Source organism: Bacteroidota bacterium (genome assembly GCA_016718825.1).
GTDB lineage: Bacteria > Bacteroidota > Bacteroidia > J057 > JADKCL01 > JADKCL01.
In genome coordinates this window covers 37,441-60,774 of record JADKCL010000021.1, presented here as the reverse complement: position 1 = coordinate 60,774, position 23,334 = coordinate 37,441, and the positions used below count along the sequence as shown (strand labels likewise).

The 23,334-nt window shown below is 51.8% G+C and carries 19 protein-coding genes; 10 read left to right on the top strand and 9 right to left on the bottom strand.

The annotated features are described in order from the left end of the window. Positions 1-50: 50 nt before the first annotated feature. The 5 genes from IPN95_19935 to IPN95_19915 form a co-directional block, all read right to left on the bottom strand. Positions 51-536 carry a low molecular weight phosphotyrosine protein phosphatase gene (locus IPN95_19935; protein ID MBK9451637.1) on the bottom strand — a complete coding sequence of 162 codons (486 nt, stop codon included), beginning with the start codon at positions 534-536 and terminating at the stop codon, positions 51-53. Positions 537-600: 64 nt separating this feature from the next. After that, complete coding sequence (locus tag IPN95_19930) at positions 601-1,005, bottom strand: hypothetical protein (protein ID MBK9451636.1); 405 nt, start codon at positions 1,003-1,005, stop codon at positions 601-603. Between the two features lie 118 nt (positions 1,006-1,123). After that, positions 1,124-1,465 carry a hypothetical protein gene (locus IPN95_19925; GenBank protein MBK9451635.1) on the bottom strand — a complete coding sequence of 114 codons (342 nt, stop codon included), beginning with the start codon at positions 1,463-1,465 and terminating at the stop codon, positions 1,124-1,126. Positions 1,466-1,487: 22 nt separating this feature from the next. After that, positions 1,488-1,673, bottom strand: coding sequence for a hypothetical protein (locus IPN95_19920; protein MBK9451634.1), 186 nt, complete (start codon positions 1,671-1,673; stop codon positions 1,488-1,490). A gap of 106 nt (positions 1,674-1,779) precedes the next feature. Continuing rightward, on the bottom strand, positions 1,780-2,631 hold the full coding sequence (locus tag IPN95_19915) for an SDR family oxidoreductase (protein ID MBK9451633.1): 852 nt from the start codon (positions 2,629-2,631) through the stop codon (positions 1,780-1,782). Between the two features lie 194 nt (positions 2,632-2,825). On the opposite strand from IPN95_19915, the gene IPN95_19910 reads away from it, so the two are divergent. Then, positions 2,826-3,764 carry a hypothetical protein gene (locus IPN95_19910; GenBank protein ID MBK9451632.1) on the top strand — a complete coding sequence of 313 codons (939 nt, stop codon included), beginning with the start codon at positions 2,826-2,828 and terminating at the stop codon, positions 3,762-3,764. Positions 3,765-3,997: 233 nt separating this feature from the next. On the opposite strand, the gene IPN95_19905 is transcribed toward IPN95_19910, so the two are convergent. Next, positions 3,998-5,626, bottom strand: a complete 1,629-nt coding sequence (locus tag IPN95_19905; GenBank protein ID MBK9451631.1) for a prolipoprotein diacylglyceryl transferase — start codon at positions 5,624-5,626, stop codon at positions 3,998-4,000. An 88-nt stretch (positions 5,627-5,714) separates the two neighbouring features. Further along, positions 5,715-7,028 carry a hypothetical protein gene (locus IPN95_19900; protein ID MBK9451630.1) on the bottom strand — a complete coding sequence of 438 codons (1,314 nt, stop codon included), beginning with the start codon at positions 7,026-7,028 and terminating at the stop codon, positions 5,715-5,717. A gap of 216 nt (positions 7,029-7,244) precedes the next feature. Here IPN95_19900 and IPN95_19895 point away from each other — a divergent pair, with 216 nt between their 5' ends. The 9 genes from IPN95_19895 to IPN95_19855 all read left to right on the top strand — a co-directional run bounded on the left by IPN95_19895 (position 7,245) and on the right by IPN95_19855 (position 19,167). Beyond that, positions 7,245-7,736: a MarR family transcriptional regulator gene (locus IPN95_19895; GenBank protein ID MBK9451629.1), complete on the top strand. Its 492-nt coding sequence runs from the start codon at positions 7,245-7,247 to the stop codon at positions 7,734-7,736. Between the two features lie 10 nt (positions 7,737-7,746). After that, entirely contained in the window at positions 7,747-10,143 is a 2,397-nt protein-coding gene (locus IPN95_19890) for a 3-hydroxyacyl-CoA dehydrogenase/enoyl-CoA hydratase family protein (protein MBK9451628.1), read from the top strand. Between the two features lie 106 nt (positions 10,144-10,249). Continuing rightward, positions 10,250-11,422 carry an acetyl-CoA C-acyltransferase gene (locus tag IPN95_19885; protein MBK9451627.1) on the top strand — a complete coding sequence of 391 codons (1,173 nt, stop codon included), beginning with the start codon at positions 10,250-10,252 and terminating at the stop codon, positions 11,420-11,422. Between the two features lie 104 nt (positions 11,423-11,526). Then, complete coding sequence (locus IPN95_19880) at positions 11,527-13,323, top strand: acyl-CoA dehydrogenase family protein (GenBank protein ID MBK9451626.1); 1,797 nt, start codon at positions 11,527-11,529, stop codon at positions 13,321-13,323. 153 nt (positions 13,324-13,476) lie between these two features. Beyond that, the gene (locus IPN95_19875) at positions 13,477-13,629 is read left to right on the top strand and encodes a hypothetical protein (GenBank protein MBK9451625.1); all 153 of its coding nucleotides are present in this window, start codon (positions 13,477-13,479) and stop codon (positions 13,627-13,629) included. Between the two features lie 345 nt (positions 13,630-13,974). Further along, positions 13,975-15,279, top strand: a complete 1,305-nt coding sequence (locus IPN95_19870) for a hypothetical protein (GenBank protein ID MBK9451624.1) — start codon at positions 13,975-13,977, stop codon at positions 15,277-15,279. Continuing rightward, positions 15,279-16,190: a PKD domain-containing protein gene (locus IPN95_19865; GenBank protein ID MBK9451623.1), complete on the top strand. Its 912-nt coding sequence runs from the start codon at positions 15,279-15,281 to the stop codon at positions 16,188-16,190. The genes IPN95_19870 and IPN95_19865 overlap by 1 nt, the downstream gene beginning before the upstream one ends. Before the next feature lie 128 nt (positions 16,191-16,318). Beyond that, entirely contained in the window at positions 16,319-17,341 is a 1,023-nt protein-coding gene (locus IPN95_19860) for a T9SS type A sorting domain-containing protein (protein ID MBK9451622.1), read from the top strand. Positions 17,342-17,460: 119 nt separating this feature from the next. Then, positions 17,461-19,167, top strand: a complete 1,707-nt coding sequence (locus IPN95_19855) for a T9SS type A sorting domain-containing protein (GenBank protein MBK9451621.1) — start codon at positions 17,461-17,463, stop codon at positions 19,165-19,167. 39 nt (positions 19,168-19,206) lie between these two features. Here the strand turns inward: IPN95_19855 and IPN95_19850 are convergent, their stop codons facing one another. Together IPN95_19850 and IPN95_19845 are read right to left on the bottom strand one after the other, a co-directional pair. Then, a complete protein-coding gene (locus IPN95_19850; GenBank protein ID MBK9451620.1) occupies positions 19,207-20,634 on the bottom strand; it encodes a T9SS type A sorting domain-containing protein in 1,428 nt (475 codons plus the stop codon). An 8-nt stretch (positions 20,635-20,642) separates the two neighbouring features. Then, positions 20,643-22,946: a hypothetical protein gene (locus IPN95_19845; GenBank protein ID MBK9451619.1), complete on the bottom strand. Its 2,304-nt coding sequence runs from the start codon at positions 22,944-22,946 to the stop codon at positions 20,643-20,645. Positions 22,947-23,334: the final 388 nt, after the last annotated feature.

The following is a 23,334-nucleotide window of genomic DNA, read 5'->3' as shown; positions in this document are numbered from 1 at the left end:
AGACGTTGGATTTTTGCCGAATCCAGGCGCCATGACCAAGATTCAAGCCACTAAATCCCATGCAGTTCTCGGAGGCGCTGAAGAAAGTTGCGGTTGCTGCGGTCAAGGATTTGAAAAACATCTTCAAAGCCCTCGGGTCCCCCGTAATAGGGGTCCGGAACGTCGTGGCTATCTTTTGCAGGGTCATCATCCCGCATGAGAAAGACTTTGGCGTTGACAGCCGTTCCAGGTCGCTGTTTTGCCTGAATGTCTCGCAACACCGACCGGTCCATGGCTGCGATGTAGTCAAATTCCTGAAAGTCCTGTTGACGAAACGGACGCGCACGTGAGACGAGCTGAATGCCATGTTGAAGTGCGGTTTCACGCATCCTACGATCGGCAAGCTCGCCTTGGTGGTGGCCGCTTGTGCCTGCAGAGTCAATGACAAACGCGGATTCGAGACCTGCCTTTACAGTCAAATCGATGAAAATGCCTTCTGCCATCGGCGAACGACATATATTTCCCAAGCAAACAAACAAAACCTTTACGGGCATCATCCTTCAAAGATAATGGGATTTGGATGGCGATGAACTTCGACGAATGCCTAACGCGAGGAACTCCTTACCAATGGTACATTTTCCATTCGCCGTCCGTTTCTGTCAACGATACAGAACTAACCCGATCCCCGTTTTCGATGCCCGGCGTGATCACTTCGAAGGTGGAGACTTTGTATCCGTCGATTTCTCCTTCCGTGCGATCTATAAGTTTGCTGTCGGGATGGAACATCGTTTGGAGTCCCTTCCATAACTCAGGGGAACTTGTCAAGAGCAAGACCATGCCGTCATTGTTGGCGCGGTCAGGATGCCAACACTGCGCATAGGTCTCGATGTCCTGGTCATGAATGGCGTTGGCCATTGTCTGAAATGTGGCTTCAGGGCTATCCAGATTCACCTTTTTTCCACCATTGCAGCCGGAGGTGAAGAGTAGAATCAGTGAAATGGAAAAGGCGAAATGCAACTGCTTCATCTCGGGAAAATAGGATTTTCTGATGAAATAGTCAATTCCTTGTCAGCGGGATTCGGCCACTATCCGGCGGAAATAAAAAGGGCAACCTCGGAAAGCCGACCTGCCATTTCGTTGCCAATTATTCAGAAAGTAGGCTGATTTTGAATAGTTTGAGATAGTGTGGGCACATTTTCGTCGATTGGATTTCGCTTTGATCCCGAGTGCCGTTGTAGCTTACCTTTTTTCCGACGAATTCAGCCAAATCGCCGACGACAGAAATATCGATGATTTCACAGCCCTTTTCGGCAGTTTCCAAGCAGTAACATTTCCCGCAAGCACTTTCACCCATTGTGTAGGTGCAGGTGCGGATGATTCCAGATGGCGGAGTTGCTACCGCCGCCTGCGTATTTTGTGGGGTACAGCCCGTTTGAAAGCCAAAAGCGATCATTCCGAGGAACAAAAGGGACAAGAGCTGTTTCATTGCTGAATGATTTAACTGAGATTCAGGAATTGTTGCGATTGCGTTGCAGCACTGCGATGATGCCATAGGCTGCCGCATAAGCCACCGCTGCAACCAACAAATCTTGAAGAAAACCTGTTTGGCGACCCTGCATGATCACAAACTTGTAGGGAACGAAAACAGCGAGGATGACAATGACTTTGATGAGGAGTTGCGTACCTTGACTCATGGCAATGCGAAATAAGTGCAGACGAAAGGTATGCAATTGTAAAACAATTTTTAAGGGTGTGGCACCTTAATCGATCAGAAACTGACGATAATCAGGTGATTGCTGCTTATTTGCGCAACAATCCGATCGATTTTCCAATGATGCGGTCCAGCATACGGTCGGGCAAAAGTTTTGGGATGAACCAATCCTTTAAAAATCGGGGAACAAATACGTAACGCGACTTGGGATTGGGTGTTTCATGGATTTTAACAAGTCTTTCGCCGAGAAACGAAGCGGGAAGGCCCATTTGACCACCTTTGACAAAGGACTTCTGGAATTTGAGCATGGCCGGCGCGTAAATCGTGCCTTCGTAAATCCCCAGCTCATTGGCGGATGGCTTGTCCCAAATCGGCGTTTTCACTGCTCCAGGTCCGACGATGATCACGTCGATGCCATACACCTGCAATTCGCGACGCAATGAATGGGAAACAGCTTCCAAGGCGTGTTTGCTTGCAGAGTAAGGTCCCAGAAAGGGCGCGGCAAGTTTGCCACCCACCGAACTGATCATGATGATGCGACCGGGGGCATGCCCCGGATTTTCTTTTGCGCCCAACAAGGGCAAAAATGCCTGCGTCACCGCCATCAAGCCAAAGAGATTGACCTCAAACTGGAAACGCAATTCGTCAATGGGCACCAAATGCATCGGACCGGAAACAGCAACTCCTGCATTGTTGACCAGGCAGGCCAATCCTTCTTTCCCAATCTCCGCTTCCAATTTCTGCGCTGCAGCCTTGATGGCGGCCTCGTCGGTCACATCAAAAAGCAATGGCGTAAATCCTTTTCCGAGCCGCTCTTGAAGCTTTTCTGCGTCGATTTGTTTGCGAACGCTGCCGTAAACATGGTAGCCCTTGGCAATAAAAGCTTCTGCGGCAGCAAAGCCGATGCCCGTGGAAGCTCCGGTAATCAGGACGTGTTTCATCTTTTGAGGGTCAAGGATTCTGGCAAATTCAAACCGAGGTAACCTTTTAGCAGGCAAATTGTTTTGAACCCAGGTATTTGGGGCCTTTTTGCGGGTTTCTGCCTTGATTCTTTTGGATATCCTGCGATATTCGGGAATAAATGGGGGCAATGGACGCATCTTTCAAGTGCAGCATCAAGGCAATCGCTTTGCGATTGACCCTTCTCCTTGTTTGTGGAATTACAGCCTTGAGCGGCTTGCCCGCGCAGTCTCCTTCTTCCACAGGTGTTGGTTTGTACGTTACCTCGCTGTACGACCTTGATTTGGCAAGCAAATCCTTCAACGTGGACTTTTGGCTATGGTTCAATTACACTGATTCGACACTCAAGCCTTTGGAAACCGTCGAAATCGCCAATGCCAAGGACTTTGCCTATACCTTGCCTGATACCGATATCGAGGAGGGGAAGATTTGGGCTTGCCACAAATGCAAGGCCGTGGTCAAAAAGGAATGGGACCTCAGGCATTTTCCGTTTGACAAGCAAATGCTCGACATCCGGATTGAGGATGCGATTTTGGATGCATCCGCCTTGCGTTACATTCCTGATACTGCCCACAGCACCTATGATCAGAGTATCGAGCTCGACGAATGGGTGATCAAAGGATTTCGCCTGCGCAGCGACGACAAGACCTACGCCACCAACTTTGGCAATCCCAACCTCGAAAGCCAAAGTACCTATCCTGCGGTCACAGCGACATTCGAATTACATAGAAACGGAGTAGGCCTGTTTTTCAAGTTGTTTGTCGGAATCTATGTCGCCTACCTGATCTCCTTGGTCGTGTTTTTCATGGGGCCCGACAATCCCGAACGTTTCGGGCTTATCGTTGGCGCTTTATTTGCCGGGGTGGCCAACAAATACATCGTCGACAGCATCATGCCCCGCACGATCATGCTCACCTTGCCTGACAAAATCCACAATGTGACTTTCGCCTACATCATCCTGCACCTGATCATGACCGTCGTCGCCCATCGACTTGCAGCAGGCAATAAACTCAAGGCAGGTTGGCTCACCGACCGCACCGCATTCATGGCCTCCTTCCTCAGCTACGTGGTGATCAACTGGATCCTCATACAGAATGCCATCACCTATTTGTAAGTGAAAAGTGGTAAGTGAAAAACGAAAAGTTGAAAGCGAATAGCGGAGAACGAAAAGTGAAAGCTTTTTGGTGACAAAATCGGCGTAAACCACGCGCATTCAGCCCCAACACAACTTTTCACTTTTCGCTATTCACTTTTAACTTTGTAAGTGGTAAGTGAAAAACGAAAAGTAAAGACTTTTGGGTGAAAAGAGCGGCGTAAACCACGCGCTTTCAGCCCCAACACAACTTTTCACTTTTCGCTATTCACTTTTAACTTAACCCGGAGTCCCAATCCGAATTGGTAGTTGTCGCGTCCGCCGTAGGCGACGAGGGGCTCGATCATGTAGTCTTTTTGAAGCACGATGGTTGGATTGATATAGTAGCCACTCGACGAGATGCCGATTCGGAAGACGGTGCCGTTGTCCAAGCCAAAACCTGAACCGATTCCCAAGCGCATGGCCGAGCCCGGAATAGGTGCATAGCCGTTGTTGAATACACGGAATTCGGCGAAGAAAATGTCGGAGGGTCCGACACGCAGCATGCCTTGAGGTACAAAATTTCGCATTTGCCCATCCACGATCAAGTTTCCGCCATGTACGCCCAATTCGGCGCCGACCCAGCGGTTTTGATAGGCAAAATAAGGATTACCCCCAAAAAGGGTCACCAAGGTGTCCCGATCGTTGTCTTGTCCAAAGTAGGTCCGGATGCCAGCCTCCAACTGATGCCGACCATTGATGTTGTGGGTGTATTGACCGCCAGCACCGGCGACGCCGTAGGTGTGGGTATTGCCACAAGTTTCATTGTAACTGCCGAGCGCAGCGCCCATTCCGACTTCAACCCAGTTTTCGCGCGACCCGTCCGGCACGGTTTGGTCGATTGCAGCTTGGCTCATCAGCAAGGCCCCCGCAAAGAGGCTTGCAGGCACCATCCAGTGGATTTGCCGTAGTTTGCCTGCACGCATCAAGGCTACTACGGAGGCTGCTCCAAAAGCAAAAACCAACATTCCCAAGGCCAAAAATTCGCCGGTCGTCCAGAAGTTGCGGCATAGTAAAATCGTCAAAATCGGTACGATCAAAGATGCCGTTGGGATGCGGGTGGTGCTCATTTCAGGCGTTTTCGCTTGCATCCGTGCTCGAACGATAAGCGCAATCAAGAATGGAATCGCAATCAGCAAACCCCATTGCACCGGATTCAGAAAGCCATCGGTGACATGTTCCGTGCGGATGAATTCTTCGAAGAATCGGACGCCTGAATACGCCAAAATGCTGGTAAAAAAGATCGTCGCACGACTTGACCCACGCTTCAAAAGTTTGGCGATCCCCCAAAGCAGGAGCAAACCCAGCATCATTTCGTAAACGGGGACGGGATGGACGGGAAGTGACCAGGCACCATCACCCGCCCAAAGTCCGTGGGCATGTTGCATTTCGCAGGCCGGCGTGCCGGCTGCATAACTGAGCGCCCATGGGAGCCCCGTGGGCGTTCCCGCGCAGCAGCCTGCAAGCAGGCATCCAATCCGGAAGACGATCAGCACGGCAGGCCATCCCAAAAACCATCCCCAAACCGGAGCTTGGATGCGCATCACCCTGCGCCCGACAGCCAATCCGAAGATTGCGCCCAAAATGCCACCCAATGCGGTTTTTCCATTGTCAACTGCCCGACCGGTTTGGAAAAGATCCAGCCAGTCGTTTCCGGAAAATTCGGCCAGACGGGAGCCCATGATTCCAAAAACGGCCGCCCAAAGGAATAGGAGCAGGGCAGATTGCACTGGAAGGCCATCCCGTTTGGCGGCCCGAAGGACCAGAATCGCTCCCAAGCCCATCGCGAGCAAGTAAAACAAGCGAAACCATTCGAAGTCGAGAAAGAAAGTGGGTGATTTCATAGTGATTCTAATTCGGCCTCAAAGTAGCCAAAAGACGCGATTTTTGCTAATCCAGAAACGGGTTTCATCGATTGACGGACTGCGAATGTCAGCCAGCTTTTTCTGGCAAGTCCAATTCCCGCAGCATCATTTCCCGCAATTCGGTGCCGTCATAGTAGCCCAGTTTTGCCATCTCGCCGATGTAGCGCACGTCCGTCAACACCTTGGGCACCGCTTTTCCAGCGTAGAAGAAACTTTGAAGTCCGAGATGCAGGCGGTCAAACAAAATCGTAGAGGAAACGGCAACTGCCAGCTTGGGCTCGTAAATCGACGCCTGTGAATTTTGACTTTCCAGCGCATAGTGAATGCCATTTGCTTCGAGCAGCGGCAAGTAGGGGGGCTGAATGCCGTGTTTGTGGTACAAGTTCAATTCATGCGGATGCATATAAAACCCAACTTGGAGCTGCGGATATTCGCGTTTGAGGGCACAGACGACCTCCAGAATCACCCCCAATTGCAAATACAACGGATTGTCCAGATAACCTCCCTTGCGCAGGATCGTCAAGTCCGATGCGCGCCACAGGTCATGGGTGCGTGCCCAGCCGCCACTGCTGTAAATCCCAATGTCATAAATCGGAGGCGTGGGCGTCAATTTGTCATAGACAATTGCCTCCTCCAATCCCCAAAGTTCCACGCTACGCACTTGCATCCAACCGTGTTTGCGGTAGGCCTCAGTTTCTGCAACTTGGACTTTGGAGCAGATCTTGAGATCGGCTTTAGGGTTGTATAGGTAGCGGTTGTCGCTGAATAGCAGGCTGTTGCTCGTGACAATTTTGGGGAAGTAGTCGGGTAGAATGGCAGACGCAACGAGCGTGCCCAGATAAGTTTCTGGCTCGTAGCAGAAATAAAACAATTGGTCGCGGCCGTCGCCATGCCATAAAACTTGCTGCAAGAGGAGATTGCCAAACCGGATTTTCCAATGCGGATTAACGCGGGTTCTCCAAAATGCCGATCGAAACGTACCACGCCACAAGATCCAGGCTGCCCGCAGAAGTCGCACGATCTGCGTGAAGCCCAATCGTTGAAAATAGAGTTTGTCGAGCGGTTGGTTGTGATGCAAGGTCAGCACCTCGGCATCCTTGAGCGTTGGATTTTGATATTTCTGATAGTAATAACGTCGCAAGGTTGAATTGTCCGCGACATTGTAGACAATTGCCTTGGCCGACCGGGCGCGCTTCATCCGAAAGGGAATGCTCCAAATGAGCAAGGTCATTCGCAGCAAGAAACGAATGTGAACCTTCCAAGGATACGGCTTTGCGACCACCTTTCCCGGCAATCTGAACGCAGTCGATTTGAAGCATGCCCGAAAATCGAACTGCTTGTCGAGCGGCGTTGCACGGAGAATCTGGTGAATGAAGCGCATCCTGAAGCCTGATCACAGGCCAGAATTCGCGCCTGCAAGCCGCAAAACTAAACAAATTCGCCGTTTTTTCCCGCCTTTGCATTCCCTCCCAGGCTTCCAAACGCAGCACTTATCCAATTTCTCATTTTTCATTTCTAATTTTTCATTTCCGCTTGCACTTCCCAAAAACTCTCCCAAAATTTGTATGCATGCATACTATTTTTTTAATGCCTTCGCATGGACATCGACTTTGACTCAACGCTGATCGCCGATCAGCAAGATACCGTCCTCACCAAGCAAGACATCGGATTCGATGTCAAGGTGACGTGGTTGGCCATTGCGCGCATGTTTAGCCCGCTCGCCAACGAGCATGGCATCACCGTGGCCATGGGCTTCGCCCTGCTCAACATCAGCCGTGAAAAAGGTACGCCGGCCACCAAAATCGCTCCCCTCCTCGGAATGGAGCCCCGCAGCCTCACCCGCCTCATCAAAAAATTGGAGGAGGACGGCTTTGTGTACCGCAAGCAGGATCCTGAAGACAAGCGCTCGGTGCGCATCTTCCTGACGCCGCTCGGCATCGAGAAAAAAGACATTGCCCAGGCCCGCGTGGAACGCTTCAACAAGGCGGTCAGGGCTACAATCAAGGAAAAAGAACTCCAGACATTCTTTGATGTGCTGGAGAAAATACATCTGGTTATCAAGGAAAATACCCAAGGAAAGGCTCAGTAGAACTTTGATTATGAAAACAAGAACGATCAAAAAGGTGGCCATTTTGGGCTCCGGGATCATGGGAAGCGGCATCGCCTGCCACTTCGCCAACATTGGCGTACCCGTTCTCCTGCTCGACATTGTGCCCTTCAACCTCACCGAAGAGGAAAAGAAAGTTCCGGCGGCGCGCAACCGCATCGTGAACGAATCCCTGCAGAATTGCATCAAGGGCAAGCTCAATCCGCTGTACAGCAAGAGCTTCGCAAGCCGCATCACCACTGGCAACTTTGATGATGACATGGCCAAAATCAAGGATTGTGACTTGATTCTCGAGGCTGTGATCGAGCGCCTCGACATCAAGCATCAGGTCTTTGCAAAAGTCGAGCAGCACCGCAAGCCGGGCAGCATCATTGCCTCCAATACCTCCGGTATTCCGATTCACATGATGACCGAAGGCCGTTCCGAAGACTTCAACAAGAACTTCGTCGGGCTGCACTTTTTCAATCCTCCCCGCTACTTGCGCCTGTTGGAGGTGATTCCTACGCCGCTCACCGATCCTGCGATCACCGATTTCATGATGCACTACGGGGACCTTTTCCTCGGAAAGCGCACGGTGCTTTGCAAGGATACCCCTGCATTTATCGCCAACCGCGTCGGCGTCGCAGCCCTCCTTCGTGTCCTCGAACTCGTCAAGGAACTCGGCCTCACCCCTGAGGAAACCGACAAGCTTACGGGTCCGGTCACCGGCAAGCCGAATACCGGCACTTTCCGTCTCGCCGACTTGATCGGCAGCGACACCACATTAAAGGTGAAGCAAGGCCTCGCCCAAAACCTGCCCGACGATGAACTCCACAGCATGTTTGCCAATGCAGGCATCCTCGAGGCCATCTGCGAAAAAGGCTGGTACGGCGACAAAACCAACCAAGGATTCTACAAGAAAACGAATGAGCGCGATGCAACCGGTCGCCCGGTCATCCTCACGCTCGACCTCGACACGCTCGAGTACCGCGCCGGAGCAAAGGTCAAATTGGCATCGTTGGAAGCCGTGAAGCAGGTCGATGACCTCAATACACGGATGAAGATGCTCTATGACTTCAAGGACAAAGGCGGCGAATTGGTGCGCAAATCCGCACAAAGCCTCTTTGCCTACGTCTCCAACCGCATCCCCGAGATTGCCGACGACCTTTACAAGATCGACGACGCACTCAAAGCAGGTTTTGCCTGGGAACAAGGCCCATTCGAGCAAAGTGACGTGCTCGGCGTCGAAAAACTCTACAACGATGCCGTCGCTTCCGGTTGCAAAGTCGCGCCTTGGGTCAAGGAAATGTTGGATGCAGGTCACAAGACCTTCTACAAATCCGCCAATGGTCAGCGTTTGTACTATGACTTGGTTTCCAAAAGCTACAAAGTCATTCCAGGCACCGAAAGCCTCATCATTCTGGACAACTTCCGCGACAACAGCGTCGTCTGGAAAAACTCCGGCACGACCTTGTTTGACGTGGGCGATGGCGTCTTGAACCTCGAATTCCATACCAAGATGAACAGCATCGGCGGTGAGGTCCTCGAAGGCATCAACAAAGCCATTGACATTGCAGAAAACGAAGGCTGGAAAGGCTTGGTGATTGGCAACAACGGGCAGCATTTCAGCGCCGGAGCCAACATTGCAATGATGTTGATGCTGGCGATCGAGGAGGAGTGGGACGAATTGGATTTTGCGATCCGCATGTTCCAAAAAACCGTTTCCCGCTTGCGCTTCTCGAGCATCCCGACCGTCATGGCCCCGCATAGCCTCACACTCGGCGGTGGTTGCGAACTCACGATGCATGCCGACCAAGTGGTCGCTGCAGCAGAAACCTATATCGGTCTGGTGGAAGTCGGCGTGGGCCTCATCCCCGGCGGTGGCGGTACCAAGGAATTCACCTTGCGTTTCAGCGATGCCTTGGAATCGGGTGACGTCGAATTGAACGCTTTGCAAAGCCGTTTGCTCACGATTGCGCAGGCAAAAGTGGCCACATCGGCTTGGGAAGCCAAGGAACTCGGCATCCTCCAGCCCAAGAACATCATCAGCGTGAACCTCGACCGCCGTCTCAAAGACGCCAAAACGGAGGTGCTCCGCATCGCCGACGAAGGTTATACCCAACCGTTGATGCGTGAAGACATCAAAGTCATGGGCCGCACCGGTCTTGGCCTCGCCTACAGCGGCGTTTACGCCATGTATGCCGCAGGTTACATCAGCGAGCACGACATGAAAGTCGCCAAAAAAGTTGCCTACGTCATGTGCGGCGGCGACCTCACCGGCAGCCAACTCGTCACCGAAAAATACCTCCTCGACCTCGAAAGAGAAGCCTTCCTCAGCCTCCTCGGCGAAAGGAAAACCCTTGAGCGCATGCAGCATACCCTCAAAACTGGTAAACCACTTAGAAATTAGCAGTTAGCGAGTAGCAGTTAGCAGTTGAGAAACGCTGAAACTGCTAACTGCTACCTTCTAACTGCTACCTACTTTTTAACTTTTAACTATTCACTTTTCACTTACAATGGAAGCTTATATCGTCGCAGGATACCGCACCGCAGTAGGCAAAGCCTCACGCGGCGGATTTAGATACGTTCGCCCAGACAACCTCGCCGCCTCCGTCATCAAACACCTCGTGCAATCCGTTCCAGCATTGGATCCGGCTCGGGTCGAAGACTTGATCGTGGGTTGCGCCGTTCCAGAGGCCGAACAAGGCCTTCAGATTGGCCGCATTATCTCGCTCTTGTCCTTGCCGTTTACGGTGCCGGGCATGACCATCAACCGCTATTGTGGTTCAGGTTTGGAGGCCATCGTGCTTGCAACCGCCAAAATCAAGGCGGGAATGGCCGATTGCATCATCGCAGGTGGCACAGAAAGCATGTCGCTCGTCCCAACCGTGGGTTACAAAACCGCTTTGAGCTACGACGTCGCGATCAGCCACCCCGAATGGTATTTCGGCATGGGTCAGACCGCCGAGGAAATCGCCAAAGACTACAAGATTTCCCGCGAAGACCAGGATCAATTCAGCTACAACAGCCACATGAAGGCTGCTGCAGCGATCGATGCGGGAAAATTCGCTGAGGGAATCGTGCCAGTCGAGGTCATCGAAAAGCTGTTTGAAGGCGGCAAGGTCAAGGAAAAGAAATTCACGGTCAAGGAAGACGAAGGCGTTCGCCGTGACACCACAATTGAAGGTTTGGCCAAGTTGAAGCCTGTGTTTGCAGCGAATGGCAGCGTCACCGCCGGCAATTCCTCGCAGACATCCGACGGTGCAGCCTTTGTGATGGTGATGAGCGAAAAGATGGTCAAGGAGCTCAATTTGGAGCCGATTGCCCGCCTTGTAAGCTACAGCGCCAACGGTGTCGATCCGCGCATCATGGGCATCGGTCCTGTTGCGGCGATTCCCGTAGCACTGAAAAAGGCTGGCTTGACCTTGGGTCAAATCGACCTCATCGAATTGAACGAAGCCTTTGCCGTTCAGTCGCTTGCGGTCATGCGCGACCTCAACATCGACCCAGCCATCACCAACGTGAACGGCGGCGCCATTGCGCTCGGGCACCCGCTTGCCTGCACAGGCACGAAACTCACGGTGCAGATCCTCAACGAACTGCGCCTCCGCAAGAAAAAATACGGCATCGTCAGCGCCTGCGTCGGCGGCGGACAAGGCGTTGCTGGGATCTATGAGTTGCTCAATTGAGAATTGAGAATGAAGAATTGAGAATGGAACAAGCGTGACATTTTCAATTCTTCAGACCCAATTCTCCTTCATTTTTCATTCTCAATTTTCAATTCTCAATTACAATGAGTACTGCAATCGCAACATCAGCACGCCTCAAGGGCGGTGAATTTTTGCTCAAGAGCACCGATGCCATGAGCATTTTCATTCCAGAAGAATGGAATGAAGAACAAAAGATGATCTCTCAAATGTGTGATGACTTCTTGGAAAAAGAGGTGTATCCGCACTTGGCCGAACTCGATGCCATGACCAATCCTGACTTGATGCCTTCGATCATTCGCAAGGCAGCCGATTTGGGCTTGTTGGGCGCAGGCTTGCCCGAGCAATACGGCGGCATGGGCCTCGATTTCCTTTCGCAAATGCTGCTCACAGAGCGTTTTGGTGCAGGCCATTCCTTTGCCGTTGGATTCAGCGCGCATACGGGAATTGGTACATTGCCAACACTTTATTACGGCACCGACGCCCAGAAAAACACCTATTTGCCCAAGTTGGGTTCTGGCGAATGGTTGGCTTCCTACTGTTTGACTGAGCCGGGTTCAGGTTCAGACGCTTTGGGTGCCAAAACGACCGCTACCTTGAGCGAAGACGGCAAACACTACATCATCAACGGCCAGAAAATCTGGATCACCAATGGTGGATTTGCCAACTTGTTCACGGTATTCGCCAAACTCGACGGAAAATTCACTGGATTTTTGGTTCCCGGTGACACCCCCGGTATCAGCCGCAGCCCTGAAGCACATAAAATGGGCATCAAGGGCAGTTCGACCCGCGAAATTTTCTTCCAAGACGTCAAAATCCCAGTCGAAAACCTGTTGGGCGAAATCGGCAAAGGCCACAAAATCGCCTTCAACATCCTCAACATTGGCCGAATCAAATTGGCAGCTGCTGCGATCGGTGGCGGCAAAAAGGCCATTGATGTGGCTGTCAAGTATGCCAATGACCGTCAGCAATTTGGGGTTGCCATCTCGACATTCGGAGCGATTCAGTACAAATTGGCTGAAATGGCCATTCGGATGTGGGTGATGGAATCGGCGGTTTACCGTGCCTCCTTCGACATCCAAAACAAGGAGCATGAATTGCAAGCCGCAGGTGCTTCTTATGCCGACGCCCTTTTGGGAGGTGCTGAGGAGTATGCCATCGAATGCGCATTGCTGAAAGTCTTGGGTTCTGAAGTGGTGGATTACATCGTCGACGAAGGCGTGCAAATCTTTGGTGGCAACGGTTTTTCCGCCGATTTCCCGATGGACCGCGCTTACCGCGACGCCCGTATCAACCGTATCTTCGAAGGCACCAACGAAATCAACCGTTTGTTGGGCATCGACATGATCATGAAGCGTGCTTTGAAGGGCGAACTCGACCTTCAAACGCCGATCATGAAGATCATGGGTGAGCTCACAAGCATTCCAGAATTCAGCGGCGAGATGGAAAACACTCCGCTATCTGAATCCAAAAAAGCCATTGGCAACCTGAAAAAGGCGCTGTTGATGGTTTCGGGTGCAGCGGTGCAGACGTTCATGGCCAAATTGGAAAAAGAGCAGGAAATCATCATGAACATCGCAGACATGGGCATTTATGTTTATGCTGCCGAGTCCGCCTTGCTCCGTGCTGAAAAGCTGATCGCGATTCGTGGTGAGGCTGCTTGTGCAGATCAAATTGCGATGGTCAATGCTTATGTTTATGACGCCGCCGACCATATCAACAAGGCTGGCAAAGACGCCATCAACTCGTTTGCCGAAGGCGATATGCAACGCATGATGTTGATGGGTCTCAAGCGCTTCACGAAAGTGGCTCCCTTCAACGCGAAGAATGCACGCCGTCAAATTGCTGCCTCGCTGATCGCAGCAAATGGCTATTGTTACTAAGATCGAGCAATTCGTTCAATCATAAGAAAGCCGTCTCCTTCAGTGGAGGCGGCTTTTTTTGCCTTTTGGATAGCATGGAGCCGCATTTCGAGTGTGCGAAGGAATCTTTATAGTTGCTTCGCAGATGTCTCGAATGAAATGCTGCGAATTGAAATGAAACCAAAAAGGGTACATCCTGATTCAGCCGCTGGCAAGCTCCTATTGAAGATGCTGGAAGACAAGAAATTGATCGATGCCTACTTGCGCGACGAAATCACCAAGGAAGAATTGGAATCAGAAGGTGTGAAGCTTGTCAACCCCTTTTAATTTCAAAAAGTTGGAGAATCGAACTTCGAGTTCATTACTGATTTCGGTCTTTAGTCCGTGCTTGTTTCCATTCCTTTACGTGACCATCACCCGCAAAGCGACGAGATTGTCCAAGCATTTGAGCAGCTGATCGTTGAGTCCACTGTCGAGCCGGAGGATTGAGGTTGATTCATTGTGATCTTTACTGCAAACTTTGTTTTGTCACCCCGCTAGCTCAATAGGAGAGCCAAATGATCTCTCATCCAATTGCACCCGTTTCATCTGCTATGTTGGTGCCCGAAATTATTGCATTTCCATTCAATTCCTGTAAATTGTTGCTCGGAGAAAAGGCTCCTTAATTACAAAATGAGAAGAAAACTACGATCAGAATTTTCGCCCTTACCCGTATCATTCCTCCTGCTAGGGATGTTGATGGTGAGCAATTTCCTGCAAGGACAAACAGCCCTCTGCAACGGCGACAGTCTCACGCTGAATTTGTCCGGGCAAACGGGCGTCATTCAATGGCAGAGTTCCACAGACGGTGGCACGACTTGGACCTCGATTCCAGGTGCAAATTCTGCAACGCTGCTCGACTATCCCTTGCAGGCAACGTGGTACCGTGCGGTTGTGACCAACGGAACCTGTAATCCTTTTTATTCAGACATTACGCATATTCTGCGTTCCAATTTGGTGATTGATGCAGGGACCGACCGCCAAATCTGTACTGGAAGCCCCGTGATGATCGGCGGTAGCCCAACTGCGTCAGGCGGATTGGGTTCCTATACTTATTTGTGGTCCAATGGCGGCACGCTCAGTAGCACCTCGGTTGCCAATCCGACCGCGAATATATCGTCCCAAACCAGCTACGTTTTGACGGTCACGGACAGTGCCGGTTGCGCTGCAATGGATACCTTGACCCTCGACGTAGGCGGTGTTGCACAACCGGGAGCAGATACTTTTGCTGTAACTGGAAGCGCACAATCCTTTACGGTTCCCGCATGCGTGGATTCAATTTGGATCGAATGCTGGGGTGCTCAAGGCGGTGCAGTAACCGTGGAATCACCGTTCCCACAAGGTGGTCTTGGAGCAAGAATGCGTGGCAAGTTTCCGGTGACGCCAGGTCAAGTGCTCAATGTCGTGGTAGGCGCGCGTGGAAATTCCGATCCTAGCAGCAGCGGTGGCGGCGGTGGATCTGGTGTTGGCGTTGGTAACACACCGTGGATTGTAGCCGGCGGCGGCGGTGGTCATGACTTCCAAGACCCCAACTTTTCGGGTGTGCATGCTGTCACGACCACGACGGGTGTCACGGGCAATGGCTCTGGAGGAGCTGGTGGAACAGGCGGCGCCGATGGTGGTGACAATATCTATTCTGGTTCGCATATCAGCAGGGGAGGACGTGGTTGGAATGCCGGTGCAACAGGCTCGACCGGTCAGAACGGCGTGAGCGGAAGCACCACGACGACCAACGGAACCTTCGGACTTGGCGGCGGCGGTGGATCTGTCGGATACGGTTATTGCAACTGCGGTGGCGGTGGCGGCGGCTACTCCGGTGGCGGCTCTGCCAACATCAATCAATCTGGCGGCGGTGGCGGCTCGTACAACATCGGTGTGCAGCAAAACAATTCCGGTGGGGTTTGGACAGGCAATGGCCGTGTGATCATTTCCTGGTAATGGTTTCATTCAAAGCGAATACGACAATGAAAAATATAGCTACATATTTCCGCAATGGAATGGTTTTGCTTGCCGGACTGGGTGTCGGCTTGACAGCAGCGGCACAAATGGTGGTGGTCAATGTGAACATCAATCAGCCTGCTGCCTTGGTGGCCAATGCAGGCTCGCCCAATGGCATTCAACTCTGCGAAGGCGATACGGTCACCCTTGGCGGCACTCCTGCGGCTTCGGGCGGCACTGCTCCCTTCTTTTATCTCTGGAGCCCTTCGACCACGATGAGTGGTGCTACCTTGGCCAATCCACAGGCTTGGCCCGGTACCAACCAAGTGTATTCATTGATGGTGACCGATTCCAACAATTGCACGAGCAATGGCTCCGTGAGCTTGACGGTTTCAACTGTTCCTGTTTCTGCATACAATTTTAATGCGAATGGTTTGGCGGTGACATTCACCGATCAAAGTTCGGGGACGGTCACCGATTGGCTTTGGGACTTTGGGGATGGCAATACGAGCACCTTGCAAAATCCAACGCATACCTATGCCAACGCCGGACAATACACGGTCTGCTTGACGGCAAGCAACAATGGTTGCGGCCAAGAATCTTGCATTCCACTCACGGTCATCGTCGGCGTGGAAGATGCGATGACGTTTTCTGGATTGCAGCTTGCACCGAACCCCTTCCAAATCGAAACGCAATTGCGCTTCACGATGACGGAGGCCAACCACGTGCGCTTGGAAGCCTATGACTTGCAAGGCAAGATGATTGCCTTGGTCTTTGATGGGTTGGAAAGCTCCGGCGACAAGGCCATTGTCTTCAATCCTTCGAAGTTGGGGGCATCCGCAGGCATTTATCTCTTGAAATTGACCGTCGGCGAAAAGGTCGGATGGATCAAGGGAGTGAAAAGTGAATAACGAACAGTGAAAAGTTAAACGTGGGCAGGTAGCAGTTCTTTTGGGGACTCCTACCTGCTTTTTGTTTGTCAAACGAGGGAGTTTGTTGTAAATTGGTAAGTCTTTCATCAATTGCAGCTTACGGATATATGAAAAATCGTCTCCTCTCGGTATTGTTTGTTCTCTTTGCGATCTACAGTCAAGGTATTTATGCTCAATGGGTGTCTAATGCCTGCCCCGGAGTGACGATTACGGCATCGCAGAGTTCTGGAATGGCCGGGCAGCCCGATTGTGCCGGGATCAGTGCAGTTTTGTTGCCGGGTGGATGGACCGGAACCTCGGGAGCTGGATTTGTGCGCTACAATTGGCTTTCGCCAATATCATCGGTGCGCATTGAGTTTTTCTCAGTGAATACGAACGACTACGGCACGATTTCGACCAATAGCGGTGGTGCACTTTCTATTACATCCGCTAACGGTTGCGCGCCCGTTTCCGGCGTTGTGGTAGGCCCATATACCGGCGGCGGTGCGTACGGGACGACTGCCTTCCAAGTCACTTCGACGATTCCCTTCACCCAGCTTAACTTTATCAACACCGGCGCCTCCTCCGGATGGGTCTGCGATTGCCCGGTCAACGTCATCCTAGCCGTCGAAATGGACTTTTTCCAAGCCAACTATCTCGAAAATCACGGAAATGTGAAGCTGGACTGGCAGACTTCTACGGAAAGCAACAGCAGCCACTTCGTCGTCGAGCGTTCCGCAGATGGCAACGAATGGCAGTCCGTGGGCTCGGTCAAGGCAGCTGGCAATTCGACGTCATCCGTCAGTTATACCTTTGAGGACGCATTGCCGATCAGTGGCAAAAGTATGTATCGGTTGCAGCAAGTCGATCTCGACGGATCGTTTCGCCTCTCAGGTGTAGAAACGGTGTTTGTGGATGATTATCTCAAGGCATATCCCACCATCGCGGATCAAGTTGTGCATGTGACAAGTCTGGCGAATGCTGCTTCCGTAACGATCTACGATCACCTTGGCAAACAACATGAATGCCCAGCCATCGCAGAACCAAATGGTTTTGCTTTTGATGTATCACAACTGGAAAATGGCTTTTATTTCTTGCGCATCGCCGATGCTGGTGCAGTAGTATCCCGCAAAATCTGGGTCCGGAGGTAATGGACGTCCCGTTTTAGGTTTCCGTTCGATTCTCAGCTTTGAATGCCGCTGCAGGTTGGCTCTGAGGCTGATGTACGTCATGCGCTGAATTCTGCCAAGAATTTGGTATTATTGAGCCTATGAAATCTCGATTCGCACACGCTTTGCTGCTTGTATTCGCCTTTTTGAGCTGGATTCCGAATACGCTTCGTGCACAGACCATTCCAAATCCGGCCGGAAATCCGCTCGAAATGGAACACGAAGTTCAGGACGATCCCTATCGCCCCAATGCCTACGGCAATCTGCGCACCACGCCGCCCTATCGTTTTGTCGGCGGTTCGGCAAATAAAGTCTCTGCATCCTCGATTTTCACACATCAAGCAAATGTCGATCCTGCCGGCAACAACATTGTCGGGGACGCCGCCAACGAACCCAGCATCGCCGTGAATCCGCTCAATCCGGATCAGATTGCCATCGGATGGCGGCAGTTTGACGATGTCAGCAGCAACTTCAGGCAAGCCGGATGGAACCGCAGCACCAACGGCGGGCAAACTTGGGGATTCGTTTCAATCATTGATCCGGGCGTCTTTCGCTCGGACCCCGTTTTGGATTATGATATGGCGGGCAAATTCTACTACAATAGCCTGACCAACGTCCCAAACTACTTTTGCAAAACATATGGCAGCACAGATGGCGGCTCGAGTTGGGATGTAGGCACGGATGCCGGCGGCGGAGACAAACAATGGATTGCGATCGACCGCACTTCGGGCGTCGGCGCCGGGAACATCTACTCCTTTTGGTCCGAATTTTTCACTGCTTGTTCACCGGGATTTTTTACACGGTCCACCAACGGAAACAGCAGCTACGAAGCCTGCACCTATGTCGATGGCAGCCCTTGGCGCGGCACAATTGCGGTAGGCAGCAACGGAAACCTCTACATCGGCGCGATGAGTTCGCTGACGCAAGACAGCGTGGTCTTTTCCAAATCCACCAATGCTGAGACGCCAGGCTCCACCATCTCTTGGACGACACGTTTGGTCTTCATGGACGGCAAACTGGAACTTGGCTTGCCGATCAATCCTGCCGGGCTCACGGGGCAAATCAACTTGGAAACCGATGTTTCCGGCGGCGCCACCGACGGGAATATCTACATCATGGGTCCGATGACCAGGTATTCCAACAGCGATCCTTGCGACGTGATGTTTGTGCGCAGCACCGACGAAGGCGCCACTTGGAGCGCTCCGATAAAGGTCAATGACGACAATTCCATCACCAACAACCAATGGATGGCGACCATGGCCGTCGCACCCAACGGACGCATCGATGCCGCTTGGCTCGATACCCGCGATGCACCCGGGTCGGATTTTTCCGCCCTTTATTATTCCTATTCATTGGATGCGGGCGTCACTTGGTCGGCCAATGAGAAGTTGTCAGACGCGTTTGACCCCCACGTGGGCTACCCCAACCAAAACAAAATGGGCGATTACTTTGACATGGTATCGACCAATTCCGGCGCCCACCTGGCATGGGCAGGGACGCTCAATGGCGAGGAGGATGTGTATTACAGCTTCATCCAACCTGCTGTGATTGCTGGGGTGGCGGCATCGGAAGCGAGTGTCGAGTTTTCGATTTCCCCAAATCCGACCGATGGACAGTTGATCCTTGAAGTCGCTGAAGGCAAAACGGAATTGGTCATTTTGAATCCGATCGGGAATATTGTGCACCAACAACAGCTTCGGAAAGGCGCCACCGAATTGGACCTCCGAACGTTGCCCGCTGGGATGTACTTGTTACGCATCACGGCGGCCAATGGGACATCGAGCACCAAACGGATGGTGAAGTTGTAAGTCCGAAAACCGTCGTTCCAGCGACACTAGAGCGTGTCGTTACAGCACCATCAATTTCTTCACGACAGATTGTCCAGCGTTGGAGATCTTTACAAAATAGGTGCCGCCGGCAACTTGTCCGAGGGAGATATCAAACTGGAATTGGCCGGAATGGATGTCGACTTTTCGTTGTAAAATCAATTGACCGTGCATATTGGTGATTTCTACGAATGCCTCCCCGTCAACCCATCCGGAGGTTTCAATCTGGAAGTTTCCATTGCAAGGATTCGGAGAAATTGTAATCACAGGTATAATGGCCGCCGCCGTTCCCACCACGCCGATGTTTTGCAGGAGGGTGTCATGGCCACAAGAATCAGTGGCGATTAACTGTACGTTGTAGTTGCCCGATGCCGTATAGGTATGGCTGGGATTCTGAAGATTACTCGTGGTTCCATCACCAAATTCCCATTCCCAAGCCGTCGGATTTCCCGAGGATGCGTCGGAAAATGTCCAATCAAGACCTGACCCTGGGTTTTGGACGAAGCTAAAATCGGCAATCACAGGTGGTAGGGTGGTGACCACAAGCGCGGTGCTGTTGGCGCAACCATTGCTGTCGGTGGCAGTCAAACCGTAGGATCCCAACAGGGTCGAATCAACTAGCACGAAGAACGGATTTTGCAGCGTGGAGGAAAAGCCATTCGGGCCATTCCAGGCGTAAATGTTGCCACCCGCAGCGTTCAAGAATATCGTGTCGCCCATGCAAACGGGCGCGTTGCTGCTGGTAACCAAGGTTGGTAAGGAATTTAACGTAAGCGTGACGGGCGTCCGACTCGCGCTGATACAGCCTCCGACGTCCAACCATGTTTCCGCATAGTAGGTTGCCGTGGCCCCGCTTGTCGGTAGGAAGGTGTTTCCACGAATTCCGGAAACCGTCCCACTCGCGAGCCCGCCGCCGACAGGCGCTGCGAACCAATAAACGGTCTGCCCGACCGGCGGTGCAGCAACGGTAAGGCTCGGGACAGGGTCTCCAATACAATAGCTCCCATCATTCGCTCCGGAGGGCGTTGCAGGAGTTGGGAGAAAGTTCACGGCAAGGGTATCGGTCGCCGTGCAGCCATTGCCGCCCGTGACCGTGATGAAATAGTTACCCGCCATATTGGACCCAAAATTGGGGATGGAGGGGAATTGATTGGTTGCGTTGAATCCCGCCGGGCCTGACCAAGCATAGCTGCTGTTGACCACAACGGACAAATTGAGAGTATCTCCTTGGCAAACAGGACTGTTTGAACTTGCAATAACGGATGGGCTTAAGTTTTGTGTCAACGTTACAGGGATACGTGTGCTTGCGACACAAGGCAGGTTTATCCGTGTGGTAGCGGCATAATAAGTGAAGGTCGCCGGATTGGTTGGCCGAAATGAACTCCCTCGCGTTCCCAAAATGGTACCCACGGCAGGCGCACCACCCACGGATGCGGTGTGCCAAACCACCGAATCTCCTACCGCAGGAATTGCAACGGAGAGTGGGGAATCGGATTCCCCTCGCAATAACTGGCATTCACAGCCCCGGTGGCAGCAGGAGGCGATGTGCAAGGCCCTTGTGTGATCTTGGCAAGAAAAGAATCGTAAATCCCCCCCCCATATACCGGCTGATGCGGACCACCATTCATATTGGTTTGCAGTGCAGAGGGTCCACATACAAAAATAGAATTCGAAGGAATCACCCGGATTCCATTGATCTGCGTTTGCATAGGAAATCCAAAATAGGTACCCCAGATGCGTGTGCCCGCGGGATCGAATTTTGCAATGAAAGCATCGCCCCACATAGAAAGCAGTGTATTCTGGTAGCCGCCCGAAGCAATAAATCGAGAAGATCTCGTAAAGCCAACCAAATACACGTTGGATGCCGCATCCGTAATCACAGCGCGCGTATTGTCAATCAGGGTATCGCCGTAATAGGTCGCCCACAAACGATTACCGGAAGCGTGAAACTTTGCTAGGAAGATATCAATTTGTCCACCAAGTTGATTTTGATGCCCTCCTGAGGCAATATTGGCTGGGCTATTGGTTTGCCCGATCAGGTAAACATTGGACTGCGCGTCAACGGTAACATCTGGAGTATCCTCAAGGGAGGTATCACCATAGTATGTGCACCAAAGCAATGCTCCCAAGCCGTTGAATTTCGCCAGAATCAAATCCGAGTTACCCCCATAGGTGTTTTGATGCCCCCCCAAAGCGATGCCACTACTGCTTGCTGCCCCACCAGCAACATACACATTGCCAGAAACATCGGTCGCGGAATGCGTAAGGTAATCAAACTGTGTTCCGCCCAAATAGGTTGCCCACAACCGCACGCCGGCGGCATTAAATTTCACCAAAAAGCAATCGCTATCTCCTCCGGAATTATTCTGATAACCTCCAGCAGCAATTCCACTGGTACTGTAGGTATTTCCCACCAAGAAAACGTTTCCAAGGGCATCGGTGGAAGGCCTGCCGCCACCAGCCGAACCATTGCCGCCGTAATAAGTCCCCCAAAGTCGAAGACCTGAGTCGTTAAATTTGACCAGAAAAGCATTTACGCTGCTGCCATTGAATGTATTTTGATGACCACCCGCCCCAATTCCTGTCCAACTGCTCGTATTTCCCGCTATATAGACGTTCCCAAAGGGGTCTGTAGCGGCGCCATAGGCAGCATCTGTCTCCATTCCACCGTAGTAGGAAGCCCAAATCCGGATTCCATTGGTGTCAAATTTGGCAATAAAAGCATCTGAATACCCCCCGAACGTATTTTGGTGGCCACCCTGAGAGATCGCATTCGTGCTACTTGTCTGGCCAGCAATGTAGATGTTGGTGCCTCCAAACGTCGCCATGCTTATCCCATTGTCATTCCCAGCGCCACCATTGTAAGTCGCCCATACCAACAGCGGATCGATCACCAAGGTTTCTGTGCTGTCAAAAACTGCTATATCAAAGGTCAACTCACCATTTTCCAAGTTGAACTTCGTGTCCACTTGCGCGCCATTGTCCAAAAAGGAAACCGGCGCGTCTTCTACAATCTCACCCATCGGGGTTCCGATTTTAAGCTTGCCATCTGCCAAAAGCGACACGTCCGTCGCACCCGCGTAGTGCAGACGGATCATACGGGGGTCGGCGCCCGGATGTACAACAAAGTCATATTTCAATGCACCTGTTTGGCTGTATATCTTCCAATCTATGCCAGGATAGACATTCACCAAAGTAATCGCCTCATAGGATTGCACCTCCAAGATACCCTCTGGCGCATGCGGGGTATTGTAATAGTTTTCATAGTAACCAGAGACCGGACCATGGGTCACTTCTGCTGCGGTATTGCTTCCAATAAGATCCAAGTCAATGCGGTAGGTTTCCGTCATCGTTGGCTTGAGTGCGGCAGTATCTTTGAGCAAAGAAGAAAAGGTCGCCAAAGCCTTGGTCGCGGCTTCGCGTTTTTCAAACTGAAAGGAAATGCCGGTGGTACGGATCGCCACTTTCATTCCACCGTTTTGTCCCAAAAAGAGAACATCCGGCCGCAAATTGCCTTGCAGGTCCGTCACTTGCCCTTTGTTTTCCATCAACAACAGTCGACTGGAAACCTTATCTGGATCAAACCCAGGACTTGGCGGATTCGTGCCGGAGGCCATTCCCCAGAGTGGGAAAAGGAAGACCACGATCAGCATCAAACAGCACCATCCGCCGAAACGTGCACACCGCAAAATGGCAGGCCTCATGGGCAAGCCGCTGAAAATGCACCTAAGGGGCACAGCAAAACCTTTGTCTTGTTTCATTGCTAGTAAATTGAAGTACGGCAAGATAAGGATTTTCCCAATCCGAGTTCATCAACCTGTTGTAAGCATCGGGATGGATTTTCATCGGCACCCAATCAGCCTTGAAGGTTTCTGAAATTGAGCGAAACGGATGCATCTGTTGGTTTGGCAGCCAACACGCGAGTGTGCCAAGAGGATTAACCAACCTAGGCTTGAAGCGTCAGAAAACTCCTAGATCATTGATCCATTAGGAGGAAGGATTTGCACCTACGCGATAGCGGCGAATGCATCTTGAACCGCCCGATTGCATCCAAAGATCCCAAGTCCCTTCACGCTTGAATTGGGGTCGCCGTACCTCGCCCAAAGTATGACAATTGTCTTTGGCGTGCATGACCACTATCAAATCGTG